Source organism: bacterium Scap17, from assembly GCA_013376735.1.
In the GTDB taxonomy this organism is placed as follows: Bacteria; Pseudomonadota; Gammaproteobacteria; order Pseudomonadales; family Halomonadaceae; genus Cobetia.
Window position 1 is genome coordinate 1,179,911 of the sequence record VINJ01000001.1, and the last position, 12,754, is coordinate 1,192,664.

Genomic DNA, 12,754 nt, shown 5'->3' on the forward strand with positions numbered 1-12,754 from the left:
CTTGATGGCACAGGACGCGGCGGCGATGCTGGAGCCTGCAAGCAAGTGGTCACTCTCCACAGGCTCGCACGACCGCCCCGCCATCAACACTGGACGACACACCCTCATCAAGGGGCCGTTACGAGCCCCGAGGCAGCAAGCGCGCTCTTACCGTAAGGCGCCACGAGGAGACACGACATGGCTAGCCAGACCCTTTATGACAAGTTGTGGGATCAGCACCTGGTCAAGCAACGCGAAGACGGTACTGCACTCATCTACATCGACCGTCACCTGCTGCACGAAGTCACGTCGCCGCAGGCATTCGAAGGGCTGCGTCTGGCCGGCCGCAAGCCGTGGCGTCTGGATGCCAACCTGGCAACGCCGGATCATAACGTGCCGACGTCTCTCAAGGAGCGTGCTGCCGGTATCTCGGGCATCGAGGACGAAACCTCACGCATTCAGGTGCAGACCCTCGACGACAACTGCAACAGCTTCAACATCGAGCAGTTCACCATCAATGATGCGCGTCAGGGCATCGTGCATGTGGTCGGGCCGGAGCAGGGCGCGACCTTGCCGGGCATGACCGTGGTGTGTGGCGATTCCCACACCGCGACCCACGGTGCCTTCGCGGCGCTGGCCCACGGGATCGGCACCTCCGAGGTCGAGCACGTGCTCGCCACCCAGTGCCTGATCCAGCGCAAGATGAAGAACATGCTGGTGCGCGTCGATGGGCGTCTCGGCACTGGCGTCACCGCCAAGGATGTCGTGCTCGCCATCATCGGCGAGATCGGCACCGCCGGCGGTACCGGCTACGCCATCGAATTCGGCGGCTCTGCCATCCAGGACATCTCCATGGAAGGCCGCATGACCATCTGCAACATGGCGATCGAAGCCGGTGCGCGGGTCGGTCTGGTCGGTGTCGATGACATCACCATCGATTACCTGCGCGATCGTCCCTATGCGCCGAACGCCCAGCAGTGGGAAGCGGCCGTCGCCGACTGGCGCAATCTGGTCTCCGATGCGGACGCCGAATTCGACAAGGTTGTCGTGCTCAAGGCCGAGGACATCGCGCCGCAGGTCACCTGGGGCACCAGCCCGGAGCAGGTCACCAGCGTCAATGGCGTGGTGCCGGACCCGGCAGCCGCCAGCGATGACACCGAAGCGCGTGGCATCACCCGTGCGCTCGAATACATGGGCCTCAGCGCTCAGCAGAAGATCACCGACATCAAGCTGGACCGTGTGTTCATCGGTTCCTGCACCAACTCGCGTATCGAGGATTTGCGTGAAGCGGCGCGCGTGGCTGAAGGCCGCAAGGTCGCCAAGAGCCTCAAGCAGGCGATGGTCGTGCCGGGCTCTGGCCTGGTGAAGGCACAGGCGGAAGCCGAAGGGCTGCACGAGATCTTCCTCGCCGCGGGCTTTGAATGGCGCGAGCCGGGCTGCTCCATGTGTCTGGCGATGAACGCCGACAAGCTGGGCGCCGGTGAGCATTGCGCTTCCACCTCCAACCGCAACTTCGAAGGCCGTCAGGGCTTCGGTGGGCGTACGCACCTCGTCAGCCCGGCCATGGCCGCCGCTGCCGCGATTGCGGGTCACTTCGTTGATGTTCGTGACTTTGCCCCCATCCCTACCAACAACACTCAAGTCGCCTGAGGAGGCCCGACATGGAAAAGTTCATTCGCCAGCAGGGCCTCGTGGCACCGCTTGATCGCGCCAACGTCGATACAGATCTGATCATCCCGAAGCAGTTTCTGAAGTCGATCAAGCGTACCGGCTTCGGCCCGAACCTCTTCGATGAGCTGCGCTATCTCGATGAGGGCTATATCGGCCAGGACATCAGCAAGCGTCCGCTGAACCCGGACTTCGTGCTCAACCAGCCGCGTTTCGCGGGTGCCAGCGTATTGCTGGCGCGTCGCAACTTCGGTTGCGGCTCCTCGCGTGAACACGCGCCCTGGGCACTGACCGACTTCGGCTTCCGCGTGGTCATCGCGCCGAGCTTCGCCGATATCTTCTACAACAACTCGTTCAAGAACGGTCTGTTGCTGATTACCCTTGACGAGGACACGGTGGACCGTCTGTTCAAGGAAGCCGAGGCGGTGGAAGGGTATCGTCTGGATATCGACCTCGAAGCACAGACGGTCATCACGCCGTCCGGTGAGTCGATTCCCTTCGAGGTCGACAGCTTCCGCAAGCACTGCCTGATGGAAGGCCTGGACGATATCGGTCTGACCCTCAAGGACCAGGACGCCATCGACAGCTTCGAGAAACGCCACCGCACCGAGCGTCCGTGGTTGTTCCGCAATGGCAAGACGGCCTGATCTGTCCAGCATCGCGTCAGTCAGCACCGAAGTCGCAACACATTCGTCATGGCTCGCCGTCCAGAGTGGCAGCGAGCCCAGTCTCAGCACCGGCGGTGAACCGTCGGTCTCGCCGGAAGCTCTCCGGCCCAAGGAGTTCCAGATGAGCCGCAATATCCTGATTCTGCCCGGTGATGGCATTGGCCCGGAAATCACTGCCGAAGCCGTGAAGATCCTTGAAGCCGCCCGCAGCGAAGGTCTGGACATCACTCTGAGCGAAGGCAAGGTCGGTGGTGCAGGGTATGACGCGGCCGGCCACCCGCTGCCGGCGGAAACGCTGGAGGCGGCCAAGGCAGCGGACGCCATCCTGCTAGGTGCAGTCGGCGGCCCGCAGTGGGACAGGCTCGAGGACATCTCGCTGCGCCCGGAACGCGGCCTGCTGGGGCTGCGCAAGGAGCTCGAGCTGTTCGCCAATCTGCGTCCGGCGATTCTCTACCCGCAGCTGGCCGAGGCCTCCAGCCTCAAGCCGGAAGTGGTGTCCGGTCTGGACATCATGATCGTGCGTGAGCTGACCGGCGGCATCTACTTCGGTCAGCCGCGTGGCATCGAGACGCGTGATGGCCAGCAGGTCGGCTACAACACCTACGTCTACTCCGAGTCCGAGATCGAGCGCATCGGTCGTACCGCCTTCGAGATGGCGCAGAAGCGCAACAAGAAGCTGTGCAGCGTCGACAAGGCCAACGTGCTGGAAGTCACCATGCTTTGGCGTGACGTGATGGAGCGTATTTCCGCCGACTACCCGGATGTCGAGCTGTCGCACATGTACGTCGACAACGCCGCCATGCAGCTGGTACGTGCCCCCAAGCAGTTCGACGTGGTGGTCACCGGCAACATGTTCGGCGATATCCTGTCAGATGAAGCCGCGATGTTGACCGGCTCCATCGGCATGCTGCCGTCCGCCTCGCTGAATGCGGGTGGTCAGGGCATGTACGAACCATGCCACGGCAGCGCGCCGGACATCGCAGGGCAGGGCATCGCCAACCCGCTGGCGACCATCCTGTCGGTGGCCATGATGCTGCGCTACTCGCTCAACGAAGCGGCCTGGGCCGAGCGCATCGAGAAGGCGGTCGGCGTGGTGCTGGATGAAGGGTTGCGCACTGCCGATATCGCCTACGCCGGGACGCGCAAGGTCTCCACCTCCGAGATGGGCGATGCCGTGCTGGCTGCCTTCAAGGCCCAGGCGTAAGGCAATACCCGCGTGAACGCCGCAAGCCCGCGGCGTTCACGCGATGATCATGGGGGAGCTCGGCGTGCGTCGCCGAGTTCTCATGTCAAGACCTGCGGCTGGAGCGTTGGGCAAGGCTCGCCTCGTCTGAGTTGCCTGTGCTCGCTGCGGGTCATTCCTGTGTCGGGAGCGGTGGTGTCTTCCCTGCTCCCGGCCGTGCATGAACAAGGAGAACAAGCATGTTGAAAGTCGGATTTGTCGGTTGGCGTGGCATGGTCGGTTCCGTGCTGATGCAGCGCATGCGTGATGACAACGATTTCGCCGGTATCGAGCCGGTATTCTTCTCCACCTCCCAGGTCGGTCAGGCCGGTCCTGATGTGGGCACGCCGGTACCGGCGCTCAAGGATGCCAATGACATCAATGAACTGAAGGCACTGGATGTCATCGTCACCTGTCAGGGCGGCGACTACACCAAGCAGGTGTTCGGCCCGTTGCGCGAAGCCGGCTGGAAGGGCGACTGGATCGATGCCGCCTCCACCCTGCGCATGGAAAAGGACGCCGTGCTGGTGCTGGACCCGGTCAACCGTCATGTGATCGATGAGAAGATCGGCGCCGGTGCCAACACCTTCGTCGGCGGCAACTGTACCGTCAGCCTGATGCTGATGGGCCTGGGCGGCCTGTTCGAGGCTGGCATGGTCGAGTGGATGACCTCCATGAGCTACCAAGCAGCGTCCGGCAGCGGTGCGCGCCACATGCGTGAACTGCTGACCCAGATGGGGCAGCTCAATGGCAGCGTGGCCTCCGAGCTGGCCGACCCGGCCAGCGCCATCCTCGACATCGACCGCAAGGTGACCGCCACCATGCGCGGCGATGACTTCGCGACCCAGCAGTTCGGTGCTCCGCTGGCCGGTTCGCTGCTGCCGTGGATCGATTCCGCGATGGAATCCGGCCAGACCCGCGAGGAGTGGAAGGCCGGTGTCGAGGCCAACAAGATTCTCGACAGCCAGGGCAACCCGATCATGATCGATGGTCTGTGCGTGCGTATCGGTGCGATGCGTTCCCACTCCCAGGCCTTCACCGTCAAGCTCAAGCAGGACGTACCGCTGGACGAGATCGAAGACCGCCTGGCCAAGCACAATGACTGGGTCAAGGTTGTCGCCAACACCAAGGAAGACAGCCTCAAGCATCTGACACCAGCTGCCGCCACCGGTACCCTGACGGTGCCGGTCGGCCGTCTGCGCAAGCTGGCGATGGGCGGCGAATATCTCTCTGCCTTCAGCGTCGGTGACCAGCTGCTGTGGGGGGCCGCGGAGCCGCTCAAGCGCATGCTGACCATCCTGCGTGAACATCGCGCGGCCTGATCGTACTGCGTAGCGGCATGTCGTCGGGCTCGTTGCGAGCCTGACCTGAAAGCGCCCTCGACTCCAGAGAGTCGAGGGCGCTTCGCTTTTGCACGTTACGTCGTGGATGGTCGGTGATTTCAGGTGGGAGATAGGTCACTGATGTTACGGCTAGTACCAGATATCTCAGTCCTTGCTGCGCATTTTTTGCGATTTTGGCTGGCGCTTTTGATCCATGATGGCAGAGTGGTGTTTTTTACGGGTATCGTTATGGGGGTGTCGTCGAGCTGGTCACTCGCGATATGTCGCCTCTGCGGCCCTAATCGATCGTGGGCCGATACTCTATCGTTGAAACTCTTTCCACTTTGCCGATGGCTTCCCGCACTCCTGGGACGGACTCTCTGGTATCTTGTGTAAGTATACGTAACATAATGCGCGGGCCGGGCAATGATTCGGCCGCATACGAAGGGACACTCAATGGGACGCAAGCTTCCTCTCGCACTGGCGGTGTCGTTCGCCGTCTACAGTGCTCAGGCCTTGGCAGTCGGCATGGAATCGCCGCGGTTGCGCTCGAATCTGAATCAGCCACTGGACGCGCGCATTGGCCTCACGGATACCTCGGGCCTCGATGCCAGCCTCATCAAGGCCGGCGTTGCCGATTCTGCCGCCTTTACGCGAGCGGGCGTCGATCGCAGCTATGTCAGCGATGAGATCAAGGTTGCCGTCAAGCAGCAGGGTGGACGCTACTACCTCCAGCTGTCCACCAATGGCGCGGTACGTGAGCCCTATGTGGACCTGCTGCTGGATGTCGAATGGCCCAATGGCAAGCTGCAGCGCCAGGTGACCCTGTTGTTCGATCCGGCGGGCTATTCGAGCCAGCCGTCATTGGTGACACCTGCAGGCGCGCGCTCGCGCCCGTTGGCCACCAACGATTCCTCGCCGACACGTTCCGTGGTGTTCCGCGACAATGCCCAGCCCAGCCAGGCCTCCTCGCGCAGCGCGTCATCCGGCACGCCGCCGTCCAGCATCAAGGTGCGCAACGGTGATTCGCTGTGGACGATCGCGCGTCGCGTGCGCCCGGATGCCAGTGTCAGCATCCGTCAGGCGATGCTGGCGATTCAGGAAGCCAACCCCAGGGCCTTCCCGGGTGGCAACATCAACAAGCTGCGTGCGGGAGTGGTGCTGAGTGTGCCGGACCGCAGCACCATGTTGGGACGTTCGCGTACCGAGGCCGACAGGGAAGTGCGTCAGCAGTATCAGCAGTGGGTCGCAGGCGCGCAGGGCAAGACCGTGCCGGCTCCGCCCAGCAAGAAAACCGCCGCGGCCAGCACGTCGAACGAGCCTTCTTCCAGTGCTGCGCCCGCGCCGAGCGGGCCCGCCAGCGCGGGCGCCGATGGCAAGCCGCGTCTGACGCTGCTGGATGAAGACGGCAGCAAGCCCAAGGCGGCAGCCAGTGGTCAGATCTCGGCGGGTAGCCAGCAGGCGATCGATGAACTGTCCGATCGCCTCGAGTCGCTGGAAGATCAGCTGCTGACCAATCAGCAGCGCCTCGATCAGCTGGAGCAGGAGCGTGATGACCTGCGCAGCGAAGTGGCCTCCCTGCGCAACGAAGTCGGCGAGCTGCGAGCGTCGCTGGCAGAACGTACCGAGCAGCTCGAGACGGCCAAGGTGCTGCTCGCCAAACAGAATCGCCTGCTCGTCAACAGCGGCATCTCGCCGTTGGCGTTGCCGGAAAGCCTGATCGCCGCCGGGGTGGATCTCGGTCAGCCGCGCGACGGCGAGGGCAACCTGGTGTTACCCAAGCAGCCGTGGCCCCAAGCGACCTGGCAATGGGTGCAGGACAACCTGGCCATCGTCGGCGGGGCGGCTGGGGCATTGTTGCTGCTGTTGCTGCTGTTGCTGCGTCGCCGCTCCGGTTCCGGGGGCGATGAGAACATGAGCTTCGCCGATGCGGTCCGCGGCAATGAAGCGCCCGACCAGGACAAGCCCCGCGTCTTCCCGGATACCTTTGCAGCCTCGACTGCCGCAGCTGCCGCGGGTCACAAGTCATCCGCGTCTGAAGATGACAATGTGGCGGCGCGCCGGGGTTCCAGTAGCCTCGAGCCGCTCTCCCAGCCGGAAGCGGCTGCGATCAGCGAGGCGGACATCTTCATCGCCTACGGCCGCTTCGATCAGGCCCAGGCCCTGCTGGAAGCCGGTCTTGTGGAAGACCCCGCACGCCAGGATCTGCGCCTCAAGCTGATGGGAGTCCATGGCGAGCTTGGCAATGCTGAAGCCCTGCATCATGAAGGTGAGCAGGTGCTGGCGGCCGGCAATGAGGAAGAGCGCTTCGAGGCTCAGGCGCTGCTGGATCGCTATAGTGCCTCAAGTAGTGCGCTGCGTGCTGTCGCTGGCGGTGGCGTGAGTCCGGTGGGGCGCAAGGTCTCCTATCTGTCAGGAGTGGCAAGCCAGCAGGCGGCAGCGCCTCGCGCGCCGCTTGAAGGTCGCGACAAGACCGATGATGCGGCTCGCGGCCCGGCAGATGCATCCGCCACGGGTGCTGACACCTCCCTTGATGACCAGGAAGATATCAGCGCGGTGCCTGACAGCGAACCGCATGCCGGTGACGGCGTGAGCGAGCCGCTGGTCGAGCGTGCTTCCGACCAAGGTGTCGCCTTCGAGCCGGGCCTCAAGGGCGTGGATCACGAGAAGGTGTCCGTGCGTGAGAGTCACTTCAACAGCGACAACGTGATCGATTACCAGGCGCCGGAATTGACGCTGGGAGATGCTGGTCAGGCTGATGACGAGAAGGGCACTGACACCGCGGCATCCAATGCGGCGGATAGTGCGCTCAAGGGCGAGTCCGTCGAGTTCACCTCACTGCGTGAAGAGCTGGATGACAACGCTGCGATCGAGAGCAATGCAGCGAGCCAAGCGCCGCATGAGGCGTCCAGCAAGTCGTCAACTTCAGTCGATGGCATGGAGGAGTTACCGTCACTGGATAGCATGACGCTGGAAGAAGTGGACGTGCCGCGGCGTGATATCTCGGAATTCGAGGTCGAGGAAGTGGCGTTCGAGTCTGGGGATCAGGATAATGCCTATCCCTCTGTCGAGTCGGCAGGGTTTGGGGCTGGCGCCCAGGATACCAAGGCATTCCAACAGCTCGAGGAAGCCCGTCAGTTGTTGGTGGATGGCGATGATGATCAGGCGGCTGCGCTGCTTGAGCCGCTCGCTACTGCCAGTGATGACATGGTCCGTGAAGAGGCGCTGGCGTTGATGGAGCGCTTTGGTCTGACCTGATGCCCTTTTTTACACCGCTGGATGATAACGAGAAACGCCCGGGGCGCATTGCTCTGGGCGTTGAATATGATGGCAACCGCTATTGTGGCTGGCAGCGTCTGAGCCACGCCCCCTCCGTGCAGGAAGCGCTCGAGAAGGCCTTGTCCAAGGTCGCCTCCACGCCGATTACCGTGCATTGCAGTGGCCGCACCGATTCCGGTGTGCATGCCGTGCGTCAGGTCGTGCATTTCGATACCCCCGTGGGCCGCAGCCGCAAGGCCTGGCGCATGGGCGGTAACGTCAACCTCCCCCCCGATATCGGGATTCATTGGGCCGTGCCGGTGCCCGATGATTTCCATGCGCGTTTCAGCGCCATCGCCCGTCGTTATCGCTACATGATCATCAACCAGCCGTTTCGGCCGGTGATGGAGCGCAACAATGTCACCTGGTGTCGCGAGCCGCTCAATGTCGCCGACATGCAGGCCGCAGCGGCGCACCTGGTGGGTGAGCTGGACTTCTCAGCGTTCCGCGCGGCAGGCTGTCAGTCGCGTTCGCCGCGCCGCCACGTGCACTTCATTGAAGTCAGTCGCCATGGTCATATCGTCATGATCGATATCCAGGCCAATGCCTTCCTGCATCACATGGTGCGCAATATCGCGGGCACCTTGATGGCCATCGGGCGTGGCGAGAAGCCTGTCGAGTGGATCGTCCAGCTGATGCGCGAGGGAGATCGCACGCGCTCGAGCGCGACGGCAGCGGCGACAGGGCTTCACTTCGTCGATGTCATCTATCCGCCGCGCTATGCGCTGCCCAAGGAACCCTTGGGGCCTGGTCTGGTCGCACATCTTGGCGAGTGGACGGGTGAGCGCCCGTTGCCGGACTGCCCGATGGTGCGCTCACGCATGGCACGCGCCGAGGCCGAGAGTGCCGAAGAGGCGCGCGCGGCAGGCAAGCTCAGTGAGCAGGAGGCCATCCGGCTGGCCAATGTAGCCCGTGAGGCCGAGCGCCTCAGTCGTGAGCATGAACAAGCGATTCCTGCGGCAGGCGATCCTGCGGCAGGCGATCCTGCGGCAGGCGATCCTGCAGCAGGCGTCGAGGATGACACGCTGACGACTGCCACCCAGAATGAATCCTCACGTTGAACGGAGTGATCCCATGATCGAGATGAGCGCTCGAGCGAGCCAGCGTACCCGGATCAAGATCTGTGGCCTGACACGTGAGCAGGATATCCGCGACGCCGTGGCGGCAGGTGCCGATGCGCTGGGTTTCGTGCTGTGGCCGGGCAGCAAGCGTGCGGTCGATGTGGTGCGATTGGCCGAGCTTGCCGCGTGCGTACCGGCCTTCGTGACGCGGGTCGGCCTGTTCGTGGATGCCAGCGGCGAAGAGATTGCCGCAGCGGCACCGCACCTCGATCTTCTCCAGTTGCATGGCAATGAGACGCCAGAGCAGTGCCGAGCGGCTGGGCGGCCCTATATCAAGGCGTTGCGCATGCGTGACGGGATCGATCTCGACGCGGAGGCGGCGCGCTACCATGACGCGCGTGGCTTGCTGCTGGATGCCTATCGTCCTGGCGTGCCCGGTGGCACCGGCGAGACCTTCGACTGGTCGCGCATCCCGGCCGATCTGCCGCTGCCGGTCATCCTGGCCGGTGGTCTCGAGTCAGGCAATGTCGCCGCAGCGGTGGCGCAGGTCGCCCCTTACGCGGTCGATGTCTCCGGTGGTGTGGAAGCCGCGCCCGGCGAGAAGAGTGCCGAGCGCATGCAGGCATTCTGTCAGGCAGTCCGCCAGCAGCGCTGATTTGCCGGCAAGCGTTGCGACCCTTGCGTTGCTTTCGTCCCGGGCGGCGAGGGCCGCAACGCTCAATTGGCATCTCGCACTACCCGCAAGGGGGGCGAAGCCGCTACAATGACCTCCAGAATTCGGAAAAGTGGCCGTACGACCAATGGGTTGCACGGTCTTTTCCATTGGCACTGCCCTGTGATGGTAGCTGCCCGCCATATTGCCGGGGCGTGAACGCTCTGGAATATGTGCCAACTCGCATGGCCGCCGACAGTCGTCGAGCGGTGCCCAGAACAGCAGCAAAACGGAAGCCTCCCCACCATGAGCTGGCTTGACAAGATTGTGCCGTCAATGAGCCGTATCCAACGCAAGGATCGGCGTACCTCCATTCCTGACGGCCTGTGGCGTAAATGCCCCAAGTGCGAAGCAGTCCTGTACCTTCCGGAGCTGACCAAGCACGACAACGTCTGCCCCAAGTGTGACCACCACCTGCGTCTCACTGCGCGTGCGCGTCTGTCCTGGTTCCTCGACAGCGAAGGTCGCGAGGAAATCGCGGCGGATCTCGAGCCGGTCGATCGCCTCAAGTTCCGCGACTCCAAGAAGTACAAGGATCGCCTGAGCGCTGCCCAGAAGCAGACCTCCGAGAAGGATGCACTGGTCGCCATGCGCGGTGCTCTCTCCGGTCAGCCGGTCGTGGCCGTGGCCTTCGAGTTCAGCTTCATGGGTGGCTCCATGGGTGCCATCGTCGGCGAGAAGTTCGTGCGTGCAGCAGAGCTTGCGCTGGCCGAGAACATTCCGCTGGTCTGCTTTGCCGCCTCAGGTGGTGCTCGCATGCAGGAAGCCTTGTTCTCCCTGATGCAGATGGCCAAGACCTCCGCGGCGCTTGAAAAGCTCAAGCAGGCTGGCGTGCCGTACATCAGCGTGCTGACCGATCCGGTCTTCGGTGGCGTCTCTGCGTCGCTGGCGATGCTGGGTGACCTGAATGTCGCCGAGCCGAATGCCCTGATCGGCTTTGCCGGTCCGCGTGTCATCGAGCAGACCGTGCGCGAGAAGCTGCCGGAAGGCTTCCAGCGCTCCGAGTTCCTGCTCGAGCATGGCGCCGTCGACATGATCATCCACCGTCGCGAGATGCGTGAGCGCCTGTCCAGCATCCTGCTCAAGCTGCAGGGCATGCCGGTCAACGCCGCCAACCTGCCGGTCGCGGATGCGGTCGTCGAAGAAGAATCCGTCGAGGCGGATGCGCCTGTCGAAGCACCGGCCGAGCCGCGCTCCGCCGTGGACAGCGTGCTCGACGAGACCTTTACCAGCGAGAAGCCGCAAGGCGAACGTCGCGATGGCTGAGCAGGGCTCCGCCCCGGCAAGCTGCAGCACCGACGAGGTGCTGCAGTCTTCCTCACTCCCTCCGCTGGATGCCGCTTCGTGGCAGCTTTCCCCTCTGCATGATGCTGTGCCGCGCGGCCTCTCGCTGGATGAGTGGCTGACGCGCCTCGAGCATCAGCACCCCGTCAGTATCGATATGGGCCTTGCCCGAGTGCTGTGCGTGGCCAGGCGTCTCGGTCTGGTCGGGGCGGGCGCGCGTCGACTCGGTGGCCGCATCATTACCGTGGCGGGCACCAACGGCAAGGGATCGACGGTTGCCATGCTCGAGGCGCTGGGGCGTGCCCATGGGCTGAGCACCGCCACCTATACCTCTCCCCACCTGCTGCATTACAACGAGCGTCTGAGCTTCAATGGTCACGACGTCGATGATGCCGCATTGGTCACGGCCTTCGAGCAGGTCGATTCCGCGCGCCACTCCGGGCTGTCAGCCAGTGGTGAGCCGGTGGATGACGAGGGCGTGATCAGCCTGACCTACTTCGAGGCCGGTACACTGGCAGGGCTGTGGTTGATCGCTCAGCAGCAGCCGCAGCTCGCGATTCTGGAGGTCGGCCTGGGCGGGCGTCTGGACGCCGTCAACATCATCGATTGTGATGTCGCGATGATCATCACGGTCGCACAGGACCATGCCGCGTTTCTTGGCACCGATCTCGAGAACATCGGCTTCGAGAAGGCCGGTATTCTGCGCGCCGGCAAGTCGGCCGTGTTCGGCTCGGATGTGCTGCCGTCCAGTTGCGCGGCGCACGCTCGCTCACTGGGCGTCACGCCGCAGGTGCTGTGGCAGGACTTTCGCTGGCAGGCCGCGGCTGACCTTGTGGGTAGCAGTTCAAATAGCAGCCTGGATGGCAGTACGAGCAATTCGGCTACCTCGCGATGGCAATGGCAGCGCCTGTCGGCGCCGGCGCTGACATTCGATGCGCTGCCAGATCCGGGCTTGCCGCGCGACAATGCGGCCAGTGCGCTGAATGCGCTGGTCGAGGCCGGTATCGAGCTCAACGCCGAATGCGTGCGGCAGGCCATGGCGAGCGTCAAGCTCAAGGGGCGCATGCAGTGGCTGACCCGCCACGGGCGTGACTGGTGTCTGGATGTCGGTCATAACCCGCATGCCGCGAGTTATCTGGCCAGTCGTCTTGCCGCTCATGACCTGCGTTGCGCGCGGAATTCTGCCACCCAGCCGCGGCGGGCATTGCTCGCCATGCTGGGCGACAAGGATGCCGCTGGCGTGATTCAGGCGCTGGCGCCGGTGGTGGACGGCTTCGTCGTCGCCACCCTGGATGGCGAACGTAGTCGCCAGGCCAATGAGCTTGCCGCCGTGGTCCGCCACTGTGGTGGTGAGGTGCTGGCGGAGTGCGAGACGGTCACCGCCGCAGCCGAATGGCTGGCACGCGAGACGAGCGCTGGAGAAGTATTGGTCTGTGGTTCCTTCTTCACGGTCGGTGAAGCATTGATGTGGCTCGACGCCCAGGCCTGATGCAGGCCGGCGGCGGGTCCGGGATTTCGGG

The 12,754-nt window shown here is 63.7% G+C and carries 9 protein-coding genes; all 9 read left to right on the plus strand.

From position 1 onward, the window contains the following. The first annotated feature begins 177 nt into the window (after positions 1-177). The 9 genes from leuC to FLM52_05130 all read left to right on the plus strand — a co-directional run bounded on the left by leuC (position 178) and on the right by FLM52_05130 (position 12,723). Complete coding sequence (gene leuC, locus FLM52_05090; protein ID NVN55173.1) at positions 178-1,629, plus strand: 3-isopropylmalate dehydratase large subunit; 1,452 nt, start codon at positions 178-180, stop codon at positions 1,627-1,629. Between the two features lie 11 nt (positions 1,630-1,640). Then, positions 1,641-2,294 carry a 3-isopropylmalate dehydratase small subunit gene (gene leuD / locus FLM52_05095; GenBank protein NVN55174.1) on the plus strand — a complete coding sequence of 218 codons (654 nt, stop codon included), beginning with the start codon at positions 1,641-1,643 and terminating at the stop codon, positions 2,292-2,294. Positions 2,295-2,436: 142 nt separating this feature from the next. Further along, entirely contained in the window at positions 2,437-3,519 is a 1,083-nt protein-coding gene (gene leuB / locus FLM52_05100; GenBank protein NVN55175.1) for a 3-isopropylmalate dehydrogenase, read from the plus strand. A 218-nt stretch (positions 3,520-3,737) separates the two neighbouring features. Continuing rightward, positions 3,738-4,859: an aspartate-semialdehyde dehydrogenase gene (gene asd / locus FLM52_05105; GenBank protein NVN55176.1), complete on the plus strand. Its 1,122-nt coding sequence runs from the start codon at positions 3,738-3,740 to the stop codon at positions 4,857-4,859. Between the two features lie 426 nt (positions 4,860-5,285). Continuing rightward, on the plus strand, positions 5,286-8,117 hold the full coding sequence (locus FLM52_05110) for a hypothetical protein (protein NVN55177.1): 2,832 nt from the start codon (positions 5,286-5,288) through the stop codon (positions 8,115-8,117). Beyond that, a complete protein-coding gene (gene truA, locus FLM52_05115) occupies positions 8,117-9,238 on the plus strand; it encodes a tRNA pseudouridine(38-40) synthase TruA (protein NVN55178.1) in 1,122 nt (373 codons plus the stop codon). Before FLM52_05110 ends, truA begins: the two co-directional genes overlap by 1 nt. A gap of 13 nt (positions 9,239-9,251) precedes the next feature. After that, positions 9,252-9,893, plus strand: coding sequence for a phosphoribosylanthranilate isomerase (locus FLM52_05120; GenBank protein ID NVN55179.1), 642 nt, complete (start codon positions 9,252-9,254; stop codon positions 9,891-9,893). A 303-nt stretch (positions 9,894-10,196) separates the two neighbouring features. After that, complete coding sequence (locus tag FLM52_05125; protein ID NVN55180.1) at positions 10,197-11,216, plus strand: acetyl-CoA carboxylase carboxyltransferase subunit beta; 1,020 nt, start codon at positions 10,197-10,199, stop codon at positions 11,214-11,216. Then, entirely contained in the window at positions 11,209-12,723 is a 1,515-nt protein-coding gene (locus tag FLM52_05130) for a bifunctional folylpolyglutamate synthase/dihydrofolate synthase (GenBank protein ID NVN55181.1), read from the plus strand. The genes FLM52_05125 and FLM52_05130 overlap by 8 nt, the downstream gene beginning before the upstream one ends. Positions 12,724-12,754: the final 31 nt, after the last annotated feature.